Source organism: Erythrobacter sp. S267 (assembly GCF_057365045.1).
Genome location: NZ_CP200298.1, coordinates 67,792 through 85,141, shown reverse-complemented (window position 1 = coordinate 85,141; position 17,350 = coordinate 67,792). Strand labels below are relative to the sequence as shown.

Here is a 17,350-nt window from a genome sequence, read left to right as displayed (position 1 = left end):
ACCCGCACTGAAATGTGGCCTTCGGGCCGCACAGCTCGACCGATGGGCAGTCACGGAGCGTCTTAGAAGCGACCCGAGATCGCGAATCGCGCATTGATAGGCGCGCCCACGCTTGCCTGATGGGTCGCATGGCTGTTTGGGAAATAGAGCGTATCAGTCACGTTCTCGACATTGACCTGAATGCGCAGATTCTCGCTTATGTCGTAGAATGCCGCTGCATCAATCCGTGTGTAGGCGGGTAGCGTGGCGGTGTTGCCATTGTTGATAAAGCTCTCGCCCTGATGCGTCAGGCCAAGGCCCAGCCCGAGACGGTCCGTCACGCTGACGCTGTTCCAGATCGAGAACATGTTTTCGGGCAGTTCACGTGGGCGAAGACCGGTTGGACCTGTGAGGCCCTGCTGCTCACCATCGAGATATGAGTAGCCGACAGAGACTGTCCAACCAGGAAGTATTTCGCCGTCCAATTGCAGCTCGAAACCCTGGATCGTTGAATCGATCACATCGAGCGTTTCGGGATTGTCATCGTTGGGCTGCGGCGAGCTTTGCTCAATATCAAACACAGCAGCAGTAAAGCTGAGGCCCTGTGCAAAGTCCCACTTCACGCCGGCTTCGAGATTCACGAAGGTGTCGGGATCGAGCGCATTGTTGTCGCCGTTGATGTTGGCAAACTGCTCTCCCGAACGCGGCAGGAAGCTCTCTGAATAGCTGACATAGAAGGAGATGTTTTCCTGCGGCTTCAGGATAATGCCACCGCGCGGGGAGAATTCCTCGTCCTTGCGGGTGCGGACTTCGCCCGACACGACATTATCGACGGTGATGTCGAAGCTGTCGAAGCGCCCTCCGACCACGAGGTTGAGCCAGTCGGTGACTTCGATCTCATCCTGAATGTAGATCGAGACGACATCGATATCGACCAAGGTGAAGTCGTTCAGGATCGCCGAGTTGGCGACATCTGCGTTGGGCACGCTGAAATCGCCATAGATGTTGACATTGGGCGTTCCATCGGTGCGCGTCCCGACACTGCCACGCAGAGCCAGCGGGCGGTTGATGAGGAAGTTCGTCGTATCAGTGCGGATCGAGGAACTGCCGGTCGCAGCAATCTCGGCCGCGCGGTCAGCGCCTTGCGCGGACCAGAAGGGGTTGAAGCGATCCTGATCGGACGAGGTGTTGATATACTCACCACCGATCAGCAGAGTGTGTGCTATACTGCCGGTCTCGAACTCGCCGACAAGGTTGCCGGTGAGGATCAGGTTCTCGCGCTGGGTCGTATCGATGTAACCGTCGAGCGTGACTTCATCGGGCGTGTTCGCCTGATCGTAAGCGCTCGCATAATAATTGGCGTAGACCTTGTCATAGTCGCCGTAGAATGCGCTGAAGGTGCCTTTCCAATTGTCCGAGAAATTGTGCTGCAGATTGGCGCGCAGCAGGTGCGCTTCGAGCGTGGTGAAGTTGTCTTCAGGGTCGCCGAAGACGATGTCTTCAAACGCCTCGACCGGGCGGCCGTCCGTGCCCGTCACGATCCCGCGATCCACGAAACGTTCGTGGTCGGCGTATTCGTAGGACAGATCGAGCACCGTGCCTTCGCCGAGCGCCAGCCGCGCTGTCGGATTGATGCCAATCCGCTCTCCATCGTAGAAATCGCGGTGATTGTTGAGGCTCTCATACGCAGCATTGATGCGGAAGGCGGCGGTTTCGCTGGAGGAGAGGTTGAGGTCAGCGAAGACGCTGAATTCGCCGAACGTGTCGATGGCGATCTGTCCGCTGGAGAAGTTCTCTCCAAACACGCCCTTCTTGGTCACACGGTTCAGAACACCGCCCGCCCCGCCGCGCCCGAAAAGTAGTGCGTTGGGGCCACGCAGGATCTCGACCTGCTCAAGATTGTAGAGGCTGCGATAATACTGCACGTCGTCGCGCACACCATCGATGAAAAAGTCGGCGGTTGAACGTACGCCGCGAAACACGATGGCATCGCGGTGACCTTCGCCTTGCGAAGTGTTCACGCCGGGCGTGTAGTCGATGATTTGGCCAATGCTAGTCCAGCCGCGCTCTTCAATGTCCTCGGCCGTAGTGATGCTGAGGCTTTGCGGAACGTCGATAATTGGGGTCGGCGTCTTGACCGAGGCAACTTGGTTGGACTGCAGAACATCGCCCGAAACGATGATGTTCGGACGGCCATCTTCCGCGCTTTCTTCATTGTTCTCAGCCAGTGCAGGCGCTGCAATAAGGGCGCTGCTGACAAGCAATGCGCTGCGGAAAATAGCTGATGTCATAGTGCTCGAGTCTTTCTATCCGTCCTGAACTCGCGCTCCTACTATTGAGACTTATTCTCATATGCAACTCAATTGTGCGCCGATTTCGGGCCCGCGGATGCTTGTGACAAAAGCGCCACTTTTCAGGTTTTGGGATTGGCCGGATGGCCCCGGTCGCTACCCGCCGATCGCGTAATAGGTCGGCGATCCCGGCCCTACTGGGATGCCGAACACGAAGGTCCAAAGGTAGAAGAATACTGACCAGAACAGGATGAAGAACATCGAGTATGGGAGCATCATCGCGATGAGAGTGCCCACGCCCAAATTCTTATCATACCGCGTCGCCCAGGCGAGGATGAGGCCGAAATAGCTCATCATCGGGGTGATGATATTAGTGGTGGAGTCTCCGATCCGGTATGCCGCCTGAATCACTTCGGGCGAATATCCGATCAGCATCAGCATCGGCACAAAGATCGGCGCAGTCACAGCCCATTGCGCGCTCGCCGAGCCCAGCGATAGGTTGATGACGCCGCACAGCAGGATGAACAGGAAGAACACGACCGGACCGGTCATGCCCGTCTCAACCAAAGCGTTGGCTCCCGTAACGGCCGTGATCGCTCCGAGATTGGTCCAGCCGAAGAAGGCCACGAACTGCGCAGCGAAGAACACCAGCACTATGTATAGACCCAGCGAGGAGATCGCCGTGGCCATAGCGTCGATCACATCGCGGTCGGTCTTCATCGTCCCGACCACTCGCCCATAGGCATAGCCTAGCACGACGAAGAAAATCAGGATCCACACGACAAATCCGTCAAAGAACGGGCTGTCGATGCGATCGCCAGTGTCCGGATCGCGCAGCACGCCCCATTCGGGAACGAGCGTAAAGGCCATGAATGCCAAGGTCGCCAGCAGAGCGATGCCCGCGCGGACCAGCCCTTTGCGCTCTTTGTCTGTGAGCTTCTCCATCATTCGATCATCAAGGATCTCAGGATCAGCATCGGAGGAATCGTAAGCACCAAGCTTGGGCTCGACGATGTAGATCGTCACGAGCGAACCGATGATTGTGATAAGGAAGGTTGAAGCGAACATGAAATACCAGTTCGCTGTCGCAACCACTGTGTAATCAGGCGCGATCAGCCGCGCGGCTTCTTGGGTGATCCCGGCGAGCAGCGGATCGATAGTACCGATAAGCAGGTTGGCGCTGTACCCTCCTGACACCCCTGCGAAGGCAGCCGCCATCCCTGCAAGCGGGTGCCGACCCAGCGCGTAGAAGATCGCGCCTGCTAACGGGATGAGCACGACATAGCCGACTTCCGAAGCTGTGTTCGAAACGATCCCAGCAAACACAATGGCCACCGTGACCAAGTGCTTGGGCGCGCCGAGAACCATGCCTCTCACCGCAGCCGAGAGAAGTCCCGACTTCTCCGCCACGCCTACGCCCAGCATAGCAACCAGGACCACGCCAAGCGGAGCAAAGCCGGTAAAGTTGTCGACCAAGTTGGTGAAGATGCGCCGCACCCCGTCTCCATTCATCAGGCTGACAGCGCGGATCATGCCATCATCCGCCACGCCCTTCGCGCCCTCTGGTCGAGGATCAATCACAGCGACGCCAAGCCAGCCCATGAGGCCGGACAGCAGGACAATACCGAGCGCGAGTACCGCAAACAGAGTGACCGGGTGCGGCAGCAAATTGCCCAGCCATTCCACTCCGTCGAGAAACCGCGTGAATGCGTTGCGGCGCGGTGTGTCGGCAGGCTCGGCTGCCGGCTGCTGGCTGTCAGCCATAGATTATCGCTCCAATTGCGGGTCGTGTGATGCTGAAGCGGCTCATGATATGCAATCGAGCAAATTTGAGAAGCAGTTTCCCTCCAAACACGGGCTTTGCGATTTGGCGGGTGGCATTTATGCAAGTCTAAGAACCAACAGGAATTCTCGCTATGATCAGACCGACCCTTGCCAGTGTCTTGGCTATCCTATGTGCAACAGGGGCTGTTGCTGAGGACGCGCAAGTGAGCGAGGAAGCCATCGCATTGCATGGCGAAATCCTGACCCTCGATGCGCACCTCGACACTCCTGCGCAGTTCCACCGCGACAGCTATGACTTTTCGGCACGCGGGTCCTATGAAGAAAACCGCACCAGCGTCGATCTGCCGCGCCTGCGAGATGGCGCGCTCGATGGCGGGTTCTGGGTGATTTACACAGCTCCCGGTCCCCTCACCAAAGAGGCCTATCAATCAGCGCGCACCTCTGCGCTGTTGCGGCAGATGGCCATCCGCGAGCTCGCCGCAAAGTATTCGGACGATGTCGAACTGGCCTTTGCCGCCGACGATGCAGCGCGCATCCACGCGGCTGGCAAAATCGTGGTCTTCCAAAGCATGGAGAACGCCTATCCGTTGGGAGAGGACATCGCCCTGTTGGAGGTCTTCTACACTGGAGGCCTGCGCATGCTAGGCCTCGTCCATTGGGACAGCAACCAGTTCGCCGATGCCTCAACCGACGACCCGCTGCATGGCGGCCTTAGCGAGATGGGCAAGGATTTGGTGCGCGAAGCCAATCGGCTTGGCATGATCGTTGATGCCAGTCACGCCTCGGACGATGCTTTGCGCGATATGATGGCGGTGTCGCGCACGCCGGTCATTCTCTCCCACTCTGGCCCCGATGGGGTCTACGAGCATGCTCGCAATGTGCCCGATGAACTCCTGATCCAGCTCGCGCAAAGTGGCGGCGTCGTGCATGTAAACGCCTTTCCCGGTTACCTCGAGGACGTCGCAGACAGTCCCGAGCGCGCCGCGGCGCTCGAAGAACTCAATGCCGGTTTCGGGGTCAGCTTCAACCAAATGACGCCCGAACAACAGGCCGACTACATCGCTCAGCGCCGCGCACTCGACACGCGCTTTCCGCCCAACCGGTCGAGCTTCGATAAATATGTCGAGCATCTGCTCTACATGATCGAGCTCGTCGGTATCGACCATGTCGGGATTGGCGCGGATTGGGATGGCGGCGGCGGCGTCACCGGCATGCAGGATGTGACCGCTGTACCCCGGATCACGCAAGCGCTGATCGATGCGGGGTTCAGCGAGCAGGACATTGCCAAAGTCTGGAGCGGCAATGTGCTGAGGCTATTGCGCAACGTGGAAGCTGCGCGGGAGGCAGACCTCACTTCACCTGATGTCCTCAATTGAAGACGATGCGGGCAATGTCGGTCTGATACAAGGTGTCTGGGAGCGCCCGTGGCATGACCTGTCCAACACGCATTGATAAGCGCTAGGGGACCATTCAATTGAGCACAGTTTTCCGCCGGTTCGCGCAATTCTGCCTCGCTGCCTTCTTCCTTGCAAGCGCGAGCGCGGCCAACGCCACTTGGTATGAAGTCTCAAGCAACAACTTTGTCATCTATGCCGATGCGAGCGAAGAGGATGTGCGCACCTATGCGGAAAAGCTTGAGACTTTTCACAGCGCGCTTGAACAGGCGACGGGACGCACGCTCGAAAAGCCCAGCCCCTCCAACCGCATCACGATTTACGCGGTGGGATCGGAGAGCGATATCCGCAAACTTGCCGGGACAACCGGGGTTGCCGGGTTCTACCTCCCCAATTGGCGCGGCAGCGCAGCCTTCGTGCAGAGCGTAGATGACAGCCGCAGTCGTTCCGATGTGTCCAAGCGCATACTGCTGCACGAATATGTCCATCATTTCTTTGCCAGGCTCGACCGCCACCCAATGCCACTTTGGATGAACGAAGGGGCAGCCGAGTTCTTTTCTGCAGCCCACTTCCATGAAGATGGGTCGGTCTACATGGGTCTTTATCCGTCGCATCGGGATTTCATGACCATCTGGGTAGATGGACAACAGACACGGGTGCCCGAATTGCTCTCGCTCGATTGGGGAAGCCTCAGCATCCGCAATCCCAAGGACAAAGACTCTTTCTACAGCAATAGCTGGCTGCTGTATCACTACCTTTCGACCTCAGAGGAACGCCAAGGGCAACTACGCGAATATTGGTTGGAGGTTTTGCAAGGCGCGGACTCGCTTGAGGCAGCGCGCAAGGTCTTTGGCAATCTTGGCAATCTCCAGCGGCAAATCAACGCGCATGCGCGAAATCGGGAACGCGGGCAGATTCACATCACCGCCGACCGGCTCAGCGCAGGGGACGTGACAGTCCGTGCGATGAATGATGGAGAAGGAGCCGCGATGCAGGCTGCGATCCAACTGGCGCGAGGCGTGGGAACCGAGACAGCTCGCGAAATCGCCGGTGACCTGCGCGCAATCACGGAGGAGTTCCCGGATGAACCCTTCGTCCTCGCGTTGCTTGCAAAGGCAGAGTTTGCCGCAGGCGATGACGAGGCGGCCATCAAAGCAGCCGACGCGGCCCTGGCATTGGATGCCTCGCAGATCAAAGCCTTTGTCTATAAAGGCCAAGCCCAGTTCCGCCGAGCACGGGACTTGATCGATCCCGAAGCCAAAGCTGCCGCCTATGCACAGGCCATGGAACCGTTTGAGCGGCTGAATGCGATAGAGCCCGATCACCCTGTTCCGTTGGTCTACACGTACCGCTCCTTTGCTGAGCGCGGCGCGGTGCCAAACGCCAACGCGAAGGCCGCGTTGATGCGGGCTGCGGAGCTTGCGCCCACTGACGAGGAGCTTTGGCTTATCACGGGCATGATGCACATGAATGACGGGCGCATCGCAGATGCAAGGCGAGCCTTTGCGCCGCTTGCCGCTTCCCCCCACGGCGGCGAAAAGGCGCAGCAAGTGCGCTCAATGCTCGCCTTCCTCTCTGACAAGCCAGAGGGTGAAACGATACCCGTCCAAGCAGCTATCTCGGCCTATTTTATCGAAGAGTGATCCCTCCGCATCAGGGTCGGAAGCTTTCGCCTAGAACGATTGCTCGACCCGAAGATTTATCAGCGGCGCATCGCTATCACTGTCAAAACGTTCGCCCGTAAGCGGCACTGCCAGCTCCAGATCGAGGTCCAGATCGCGGGTCACATCAAGCCGCAAGCCACCACCGGCTGACGCAAGCGAACCGCCGCCAAAGCCATCGGCCAGATTGGAGACATAGCCACCGTCAGCAAAGACATAAACCTGCGCGCGCGGGAGCCAGAAGCCTTCGCCTCGCCAGTCATAGCTCAGCTCTCCAAAGCCCATGACCCCGCGATCACCAGACCGCTCATTGAAGTTGTAGCCGCGCAGGAAGGAAGTTCCCCCCAGCCCGATATCTTCGGTCGTCAGGACCGGATCGGACGCCAATTGCCCGCGCGCTCCCAACGTTAGGCCAAGACTGCGAGACAGACGACGGTCCCATGCGAGCCAGCCATAAAGACTCGTGAAATCAACCGAGGCATCGTCGCGCGATGCAAGAGGATCGCCCAACTGCGTGGCCGAGAATATATCCAGCCCGCGCGAGACCATCACGCGGCCGCGATATTGCCCACCAGCCAAGCGTCCACGCGAATAGAGCCCGGCTCGGATCGCAGGAACACGGTCATGTCGAACCAACTCGCCGGCGCGCTCCTGTTTTAGGTCGGACACTTCAAACTCGCCGATGACCCAGACGCTGAAGTCTCTGCGTCGGACCAGCGGGTATTGCGCATCGATGCCAATGCGCCAGAAATCACCATCAATCTCGCTTGCGGCCAGGAAGTCTCCGGGCTCGGTCGAGGAATAGGAGAGGTGCGCTCCAAGCTCCAAGCCGCTTGAATCGACGACGATACGATAGGAGCCGCGCGCGATCTGAAGCTCTGAAGGCTGAAAGGGCGTGGTGCCAATTGTGATGTCGATCTCATCAGCGGAATCGAACACGCCATTGAAATCCACATCAATGCGCGCCCGATAAGGGCCAACCGGTCGAGAACCATTGTTGCGCAGCTCTACCGATGCAGAAGCGTGAGAGCGCCGGGTCTGGACGATGAGGATGCCCACTCCCTCTTCGCGTTCGAAGCGGGAATCGAGGATGCGCACGCCAGAGATGTCATCCGCGAGCAATAACTGGCGTTCCAGCCTTTCGCGCGTGACTGGTGTGCCGTCCATCAAAGGTGCAAGCTGACGGCGAATGGCTGGCTCATCTGCGCCTTCGATACGAATGGCCCCGACCGTGCCTTCATCCAGATGAACGCGCAGAATGCCCAGCGATAGGCTCTGGCGCGGGACCGTTGCAGTGGCAAAGATATAGCCTGCATCGCGCGCACGATTGGCAACGGCATCAACCAAGGTCGCCAGATCCGATTCGGACAAGCTGCGCGCAGAATAGGCGGAGATCAGGTCGAGAAAATCGCTGTCGGGAAGCGCTTGATTGCCTTCGATCAATACCGAGGCAACCTCGATCCGCCGTTCGTTTGAACGATTTGCTTGTGGCGTGGCCTGACGGACGGCTTGGGCGGATACGCCTGATCCGGTCTGCTCAGCCGAGTCACGCTCGCGCTCTTCAACGAGGCTCCCGACAACCGCGCGATCAGCATCGCTTTGCGCAGCGGCGGGGGCCGCAACACATAGAATCGTCGCAATTAGTGTCAGTTGCCTAACAGGCATCGGGGGTCCTCAACGTTAACTGTGCCCGCGCCTAAGCCCCAACCCCCTAAGAAAAGGTCAAAATAATCACCCGTTAACCAGTTGCACTCACTAAACGCTCACAGCGCGCTCCTAATGCAGGCTCACGGAGTTTTATATTATGCCTGTTACGAAGAGTGCTATTCTGCCCATCGCCCTGCTGCTTTCGAGCACCAGCGCATTTGCTCAATCCGGCCCGTGGACGGTCAGCGAGACAAGCGGCAATGTTGTGATTCGCAGCGCTGATGGCGAACGCGAAGCGCGGCGCGGGGTCGAAATCCCCTCAGGACATCAGCTTGTCACTGGGCGAACCGGCAATGCAACGATTGTGCGTGGGCGCGAATTTGTGACGGTGCGTCCCAATACACGCATCACCATTGCCCCGCGTGAGCGCGAACGCGGCGTCGTGCAGATCATTCAGGACTTTGGCTCTGCATTGTTCAACATTGGCCGCCAACCTGATCCGCATTTTGGCGTCGACACGCCCTACCTTGCAGCTGTGGTCAAAGGCACTGTCTTCACTATCACCGTGACCGACGAAGGCTCCTCAATGCAGGTGACCGAAGGCGCGGTTGAAGCGTCCACCAATGACGGCGAAGCGCGCGATCTTGTACGCCCGGGCGAAATTGCCATTATCGCTGCTGACGACATGTACCGCCTGAGCATTGAAGGCGATGTCAGCCGCGAAATCGACTCTCCCAATCGTGGCGTTGCAGCTCCGGCTGCAGCGGCGAGTGTGGTGCCGGGAACGCCCGCCTCACCCCAGGCGTCGAGCGTTGCCTTGCGGCCTACGTTGAACCCGCTAGCGGTTGGGTCCGATGGGCCTTCTCTCCCGGCAGTCTCGGTCATTGAGACTGCAGATGCAGGCCGTAGCGTTGACATTGTCGCCGTCGCAGTTGGCAGCTCCAGCGGCGATCTAGACGAATTGTCCGACGGTCTGATCAGTGGAGAGGTCGAAGCGGCCTTGGATCGACTGGTCGTCGATACGTCCTCATCGGATGATGACGGTGGCGATGAGAGCGATAACGGCAACGGCAACGGCAACGGCAACGGCAACGGCAACGGCAATGGCAATGGCAATGGCGGGGAAGCTCGTAACGAGAATGCCGCCGACAACCGTGGCTCTGGCAATGGGAACGGCAACAACGAAGACGATGATGATGAGCGCGGTTCTGGAAACGGAAACGGGAACGGCAATAGCGGCGACGAGAGCGACGACGACGACGATGAAGAACGCGGTGCTGGAAACGGGAACGGGAACCGAGCCGATGAAGATGACGACGACACAGAAGACGATGGCTCTGACGATGAAGACGAGGGCGACGACGCTGATGACGACGACGGCGACGACGAAAACGACGGCGACGACGATGATGGCGAAGACACCGATGACGACGACGGCGAAGGCGAAGGCGGAGAGGACATCGATGAGGACGACTGTTCAGTGGCCGTTCTTGGGCTCTGCGTTGACCTAGACGCCCCCGATGAAGACGACAACGGAAACAACGGAAACGGCAACGACGAAGACGGCGACGACGATAGTAATCCTGGTCGCGGCGGCGGCCGTGACGATGGCGTCGACGACGATGACGATGATGACCGCGGGCGCGGTCGAGGCCTTGGCAACAGCAACGACGACGACGACGATGACGATGGCAATAATGGCAACGGCAACGACGATGATGACGAAAGCAATCCGGGCCGTGGCAATGGCAACGGCAGGAACAGATAGCGCGCGCCATCTGACATTATGGACCTAAGCTGAGGTGAGACACCCTTCATGCAGACGACTGCAAAAACCATTTGGGGTAAAGGGGCGATCCTCCTCGCAGCGATTCTGCTCGCGGTTCTTTCTGCGCAATCCGCTTGGCTGACTTCTGCGGAGAACGGGCAACAAAGCGCTGTCTCTCAAATCTTCAAGCGCAACGCTTCTCAGCAAATTCACATTGTCGAAGTCGATGCCAAAAGCATCAGTGAAGTGCGCCAATGGCCTTGGTCGCGTGAGCGTCATGCGCGCCTAGTCGAACAGTTGAGCAAAGCTGGCGCCCGATCCATCGTCTTTGATATCGACTTCTCCTCCCGCTCTGACCACGAAGGCGACGCAGCCTTTGCTGAGGCGATCGCCAATTCCAATGCGCGCGTCGTGTTACCGACGTTCGCTCAAGCAGCCTCTGAGCAATCGCACACCCGGATCGAAGCGCTCCCCATTCCTGAACTGCGCGAACATGCCAGCCTCGCCTCGGTCTCTGTTTTGCCCGACACGGACGCGCGGGTGCGGCGGATGGTGTATGGCACGATCACTGACGGGGTCCCTCGCCCGTCACTTTCTGCGCACCTCGCTGGTGTTTCGGGGCAAGCGCACGACAGCTTCCCGATCGACTATTCCATCGAGCCTGCAACCATTCCCCGCCACAGTTTCATCGACGCAGAGGCAGGTGAGTTTGGTGGGCAATCCATGGTCGGCAAGGACGTCATGATCGGCGCAACCGCAATCGAGCTGGGCGACCGCTATGGTGTGCCTGCCTATGGCGTGATCCCTGGCGTCACGATCCAAGCGCTCGCCGCAGAGACATTGATCGCGGGCACGGCCTTGGAGCTCGGTGCAGTACCACTTTTGCTAGTGACGACCCTTATCGGTCTGTGGGCCTTGCGGCGCACCAGCTATCGCCGGCTGGCGCTGACTATCGCTGGCGGTATCGCTGTCCTCGTTCTGATCCAAATCGTCGCTTATCACTTCGCATCTACCATCCTTGCAATCATGCCGGCTGCACTCGCCTTGATAGTGATTGCGGTGGGGCAGAGTATCCGGATCGCGCTGGATCGATTCTACGAACAGTCGCTGATCGATGAAGAGAGCGGACTGCCCAACGCGCTGGCGATGATGCAGGGGGACTATGAAGAGAGCCAATTCATCGCAACCGCCTTCATCAAAGACTTCGATTCGCTGCAGACCGTTCTGGGCAAGAGTGAGATCGGGACTCTTGTCCGGCGGTTGAGCGACCGGCTTGCTGGTCTATCCGCATCCGAAACTTTCTATCGCACCGACGCTCGTATCCTTGCTTGGGCCCACAATGGCGATGACCGCTCCCTGATTTCGCTGTTCGAGAAGATCGACAAGGCTATGCTCAAACCGGTTGAGGTCGCAGGCAAGCGGGTCGATGTGCAGTTCGCCTTTGGTATTGCTGCTGGCGCCGACTTGGCAGCAGCGTCGAGCGCCGCGAGCACGGCGCAAAAGGAACGCAAATTGTGGCACGCTCACGAAGCAGCTGAAGCGGCAATTCTGGAACAACGCGTATCGCTGATGGGTGAGCTAGACCTCGCGATTGACCGCAAGGAATTGCAGGTTCTCTACCAGCCCAAGCTCAAGATCGCGAGCAACCGGATTGAAAGCGTTGAAGCTCTGGTGCGCTGGAACCATGCCGAGCGAGGCTTCATGGGGCCCGATGTGTTCATCCCTCTGGCTGAGGAATCGAACCGGATCGAGCGGTTGACGCTCTATGTGCTTGAGCAGACCATCGCTGATCTCAAGGAATGGTGCGCGCAAGGGGCAACGATCTCCGCCGCGGTCAACATCTCAGCCAAGCTAGTGAGCTCGAAAGAATTCCTCCAAACGGCAGAGCGGATCATGAAAGCAACGGGCGTGCCCCGCGATCGCCTGATCTTTGAAGTGACCGAGTCTGCAACCATGCACGCCCCCGAACAGGCGGCAAAGAACCTTGAACGCTTGCGCGATCTGGGTGTCAGCATTTCAATGGACGACTATGGCACCGGACAATCGACGCTCAGCTATCTGCAATTGCTGCCTCTGACAGAGCTCAAGATCGACCGCGCCTTTGTCCAGAACGCCCACCGCGAGCGCAGCGATGCGCTGCTCGTGCGATCGACCGTCCAACTCGCTCACTCGCTGGGGCTGCGAGTCGTGGGTGAAGGGATCGAAGACGCAGAATGTCTCGACTTCCTGCGCGAAGCGGGCTGTGACTATGCCCAAGGCTATCACATCTCGAAGCCGCTAGTAGCCTCGGAAATCACGCCCTTGCTGCAAAAGGACCGCGAAAAAGTCGGGTAGTAGCGCGCATCTGAGGCTCAAATGGCGGCCATACCTCCCGCTCCCAGCGGGCTGTACTCAATCCGCCTGATCGGGGTTGGTTGATGGTCCCATGACAAGGCGTGAGAATGTCGCTTGGGCGTAATTGCCCGCGGCTTTATCGACTGACCATTCACCCGTTCCAGGGCAACCAGCATACCACATCGACGTGCCTTCACGTGTGCTGCACTGATTGTACACACCCGCTTTAAAATAGAGCGTATCGCCGCCGTAAGAGAGCGGGTTGTCGAGCCTGTCGGCTCCGCGCACCAGACTGCGAACCTGCTGGATTGTGCCCAACCTTTCATTGTGGAAGGTCAGATACATCGTGTTGCGGTGGACATTGATGGTGTAGCTGAACTCTTCACCCAGAGCGATCCCCGCCTCGCCCGGATCATCCATCCCATCCCAAGTGTTGCCAAACACCGGAACCGCAAGATCGGTGCGATTGTCGTCATCGCGGGCTAGATTGCGCTCATAGGTCCAAAAGACTGAGCCGGTTTCGTGACCGGGGAACTTCTTGTAGTAGATTTTGATCGGCTCATTACCGTAACCAAAACCACTGCTGGTATCGTCATATTTGACTGCGTGGATCTGGCCGATGACCACTGAATAGGCCGGTCGCTTGGTCGGATCGCCTGCATTCACAGAGACGTGATCAACTCGCAAAGTTGCTTCGAGCTTACCACCAACCGCACCAAATTCATCGGACCCGCGCCGCGCTTCCACTGCAAAGTTGTTGCGCGGATCATGCGTTCCGATGCGCGTGTTGGTTCCACGTAGCATCTGACGCAATTCGCTGCGCGTGTTGGTCGAATTGGCGGTGGTCGGCGCTTTGTTGGGCGCCGCAAAGACAAGGTGCCCATCAGCGTTGAGATAGAAATAATCGGAGTGCTCAAACTCTTGAATCTCGCGCACATCAATCTCATCGGGCTTGCCGTCTCGATTGTCGTCGGTGGGAAGAGTGATCTTCCACTGGCCAAGATCGAAGACTTCGCCCGGCACCATATCTTCGGAAAGACATGCGGAAGCAATCGTGGGCGATGCGGCCACGGCCATCACGCCTGCAAGGGTGATCGCCATTTGCCGGAGTTCAAATTTCATGCGCAAGTGCAACCTTTTCATAGTGAGGGCTTTGCGTAGCCCAAGCGTTCAAAACCGGGCCTGAACGCCTTAAGCGAGTGGTGTGGCCGCCCCGAGCCTTGGCCCGGGGCGGCTCCACAAGCCTTAGAACCGGCCGCGAATACCCACGAAGTAACGCGGGCCATAGACCAGCACCTGTCCCAGATCGTCCGGAGCACCGCGGAAGTCGGTGCGCGGCTCGTTGAACAGGTTGATGCCTTCTGCGCTGATACGAATGTTGTCGTTCAGCTTGAAGGTCACACGCGCCTCAAACACCTCTACATCGTCAACATTCCGGATGCGTCCTGGGGTGCCAACGAATTGCTGGAAGTAGCTGCTGCGATACTTGTAGACGCCCTGGAAATCGAACGGGCCAATTTCGTAGTAAGCCTGTGCTGACAGAACGTGCTTGGAGAAGCCAAACAGGTTGGTCGGCGGGATAATGCCGGGCTGGCTGACGAAGGTCGACCCATCGTCGTTCACACCCAGAATTTCACCCAGCGTATCGTCTTCAAACTCAAAGTTAGAGTCAGCGTAGTTGTAGCTCAGCTTGAAACCAAGCCCGTCAAACGGAGCAGGAAGATAGCTGAGGCGGTGCGCCGCAGTGATCTCAAGCCCGTAGATGGTGCTGGTTTCGTCGGATACATTCGTGGTCGTCACAAGAGTGGTGAGGTCTTCACCGCTGACTGAGAATGTCTCGAACTGACCAACGCGCTCAAACCCGCCGTCAAAGCTCTTGTAGTAAGCGTTGAAGGCCAGGATCGTATCCGGGTTGGGGTACCATTCAAGGCCGGCATCAACATTCCACGACAACAGCGGATCAGTGAACGGGTTACCGGTGGCAGTAGCCGTACCGACCAACTCAGCAATAGTAACTGAGTCTTCAGTGTCATCAGTGATCCCGTTGAAGAAACGCCCGAAGCTCAGATCGGATGGATCAGGCCGTGAAAGCGAGCGGTAGAAGGCAAAGCGCCCTACAAGATCAGGATTGAGATCAGCCGCAACGTTCAAGCTGGGCAGGAACTCGGTGTAGGAACCACCGCCGGTAATAGGCAGCAGCGTGCTGGTGTCTTCGTCGATTGTGATCGTGCCGTCGACTGGATCGACGGTTGCGATCAGCGAGCCACGGAAGCCGGTGGAATTCACATCCGTCCGGACAACACGCACGCCAACGTTACCGCGCACCGGCAATTCGCCAAATTGCGAGTCAAAGTTCGCCTGGAGATAGGCCGCAACCGTGCGCTCTTCCAAATCGGTGTTCTGGATCGAGTCAGAGGAACCATCCGGGAAGATCACATTGCCATCTTCATCGAAGTTGATGTCGTCAGACGGGTCTTCACGGTCGAGAACCTGCACGATGCAACGTGCATCGAAAGTCGCGAATTCGTTGGTCGTTCCAATGACGTTGCCGTCGGCATCGATATTGGTGAACAGCGGATTTCCGTTGCTGATCGAGGTCAAGAACCCAGTCGTCGGGAAGTTCGTGCGGCATTCCTGGTTGGCAACCGCAAGAGCTCCGGTCCCGTCTGTGTCGTTGAAGTTGACCTGAATCCGGTTTGGCCCACTGGCACCGGGCACGTCACGATAGGTGAGTTGCTGGTAGCGCAAGCCGGCCTGGATGCTCGAAAAGAAGCCGTCGACTTCATAGTCCACGTCGCCCCGCACGGCCCAAATCTCGTTGAAGCGGTCCTGCTCAAGGTCAGCGCGAACGCGCGGATCGTTGGCGAACAGGTTGTGGTCTGTCACATCGAAGTTTTGGACAACAAAGTTGAGACCACCCGAGCCGTTTTGAAGGATCTGGGTCAGCGTCTCAACGCGGTCGTCATTGTCATCGCCATCATCCTGAATGACTTCAGGGAAGAAGGGATTGCCATCAGCATCCTCGTTACCAAGAATGGATTCGCCATCCTCTGTACGGAAACGAACTTGCACAGCTTCCTCAGTCCGCTGAGTGCGCGAGTAGGACGCATCGACCGAAAGGCGCATGCGGTCGGAAACCTGGGCTTCGACCGACAGGCCGCCACCGTAATACTCCTCGTCGCGCTCAAGATATTCACTAACCGCTTCGACGCGCGATTCGTTCGTGAACAAGCGCAGGGCACCGGTTTCAGTGAACTCCAAGATTGAAGGCAGACCAAGGACCGCGCCTACGTTGTTGGTGTCGCCCTCAGGCGTGATGCGACGGCCTTCGGTGAAGAGCAGATCGCTGCGCTGTTCACGGAAAAGGCGCTTCGAATACTGGAAGTCGGCGTTGATATCGACATCCGGCGATGGCTGATACTGGATCGCGCCGAAGAAGGCATCGCGATTGTCATCGGTGATGTTGGTACGGAAGCCATAGCTGTTGCGCGCAATCACAAAGGGCTCTTCGCCTGCTAGGATCGAGCCGAGCGCATTGATGCCGCTTGTGTCCGTATCGCAATTGTCTTCATCAGCAACACCGTCATTCTCTGACGCGAGCGCTGGGTTCAGCGAACAAGCCCGGATCGTGTTGGAGACCTGAACCTCTTGCTCGGGATTGTTCGAATCCCGACGTTCAAGACCAAGCGAAATGCCAAGCTGACCATCACCGACTTGGAATTGGTCCACATAGCTGAGCGATCCACGATAGCCGATATCGTTGAAACGCTGATCGGAATCGATGTCGAAGTTGTAAGGGTTGAGCTCGGCTTTGATCTCACCCTGGATGCGGCGCTCACCGTAGTCGAGAGGACGCACCGTTTCGAGCACGATCTGGCCCGCAACACCGCCTTCGATGTAGCTGGCAGCCTGCGTCTTATAGATGCCGATCTTGGTGAAGAGCTCGGACGGAAACTGGCTGAAATTGACAGAGCGGTCGCCGCTGCCGTTGGTTGCCACACGGCCGTTGATCACGGTCGAACCAAGGAACGGACCCAAGCCGCGAATTGAGATTTCCGTCGCGCCGCCTTGCTCACGGTGCGAACCTGCACCTGTTAAAGTTTCAAGTGCTTCACCGATTGAAAGCGCTGGGATGTCGCCAATCTCATCAGCGGAAAGCGCGTCAAACACCTCAGTGGAATTGCGCTTCTCTTCAATCGAGCTTTGGACGACAGCACGGAAGCCCTCAACGATGATGACATCGCCTTCCGCTTCCTCTGTGACATCGGCGTCCTGATCCTGCGCCATCGCTGGAACCGACAGAAACGCAGTCCCTGCCAACAGAGCTGCAGACATAGAAATACGTGAACGAACCCCCGTTCGGGCGGCGTAAAAACCCATCATTCTCTCCCTCATTTTTTATTTCGCTGGAGAATGACCTTGCGAATTGCCAGAGTCAACCAAATCACCATACCAATCGGCAATATACTCTCAAACCAATTGCCTGCCACG

At 58.0% G+C, this 17,350-nt stretch carries 9 protein-coding genes; 4 read left to right on the top strand and 5 right to left on the bottom strand.

The window, feature by feature from the left end; translation table 11 throughout:
- Window positions 1-62: 62 nt before the first annotated feature.
- Window positions 63-2,270 carry a TonB-dependent receptor gene (locus AC0V6X_RS00400; protein ID WP_486182614.1) on the bottom strand — a complete coding sequence of 736 codons (2,208 nt, stop codon included), beginning with the start codon at window positions 2,268-2,270 and terminating at the stop codon, window positions 63-65.
- Between the two features lie 156 nt (window positions 2,271-2,426).
- A complete protein-coding gene (locus AC0V6X_RS00395) occupies window positions 2,427-4,034 on the bottom strand; it encodes an AbgT family transporter (protein ID WP_486182613.1) in 1,608 nt (535 codons plus the stop codon).
- A gap of 152 nt (window positions 4,035-4,186) precedes the next feature.
- On the opposite strand from AC0V6X_RS00395, the gene AC0V6X_RS00390 reads away from it, so the two are divergent.
- Entirely contained in the window at window positions 4,187-5,431 is a 1,245-nt protein-coding gene (locus AC0V6X_RS00390; RefSeq protein WP_486182612.1) for a dipeptidase, read from the top strand.
- Window positions 5,432-5,529: 98 nt separating this feature from the next.
- Complete coding sequence (locus AC0V6X_RS00385; RefSeq protein WP_486182611.1) at window positions 5,530-7,092, top strand: hypothetical protein; 1,563 nt, start codon at window positions 5,530-5,532, stop codon at window positions 7,090-7,092.
- 30 nt (window positions 7,093-7,122) lie between these two features.
- Here AC0V6X_RS00385 and AC0V6X_RS00380 read toward each other — a convergent pair whose 3' ends face one another.
- A complete protein-coding gene (locus AC0V6X_RS00380) occupies window positions 7,123-8,775 on the bottom strand; it encodes a ShlB/FhaC/HecB family hemolysin secretion/activation protein (protein ID WP_486182610.1) in 1,653 nt (550 codons plus the stop codon).
- A gap of 139 nt (window positions 8,776-8,914) precedes the next feature.
- On the opposite strand from AC0V6X_RS00380, the gene AC0V6X_RS00375 reads away from it, so the two are divergent.
- Both AC0V6X_RS00375 and AC0V6X_RS00370 read left to right on the top strand, forming a co-directional pair.
- Window positions 8,915-10,525 carry a FecR domain-containing protein gene (locus AC0V6X_RS00375; RefSeq protein ID WP_486182609.1) on the top strand — a complete coding sequence of 537 codons (1,611 nt, stop codon included), beginning with the start codon at window positions 8,915-8,917 and terminating at the stop codon, window positions 10,523-10,525.
- A gap of 48 nt (window positions 10,526-10,573) precedes the next feature.
- Window positions 10,574-12,859: an EAL domain-containing protein gene (locus AC0V6X_RS00370; protein ID WP_486182608.1), complete on the top strand. Its 2,286-nt coding sequence runs from the start codon at window positions 10,574-10,576 to the stop codon at window positions 12,857-12,859.
- Between the two features lie 57 nt (window positions 12,860-12,916).
- Here the strand turns inward: AC0V6X_RS00370 and AC0V6X_RS00365 are convergent, their stop codons facing one another.
- Together AC0V6X_RS00365 and AC0V6X_RS00360 are read right to left on the bottom strand one after the other, a co-directional pair.
- Window positions 12,917-13,981, bottom strand: coding sequence for a polysaccharide lyase family 7 protein (locus AC0V6X_RS00365; protein WP_486182607.1), 1,065 nt, complete (start codon window positions 13,979-13,981; stop codon window positions 12,917-12,919).
- Between the two features lie 123 nt (window positions 13,982-14,104).
- Window positions 14,105-17,194 (bottom strand): TonB-dependent receptor, encoded by a 3,090-nt coding sequence (locus tag AC0V6X_RS00360; protein ID WP_486182606.1) that lies wholly within the window; start codon window positions 17,192-17,194, stop codon window positions 14,105-14,107.
- Window positions 17,195-17,350 lie beyond the last annotated feature (156 nt).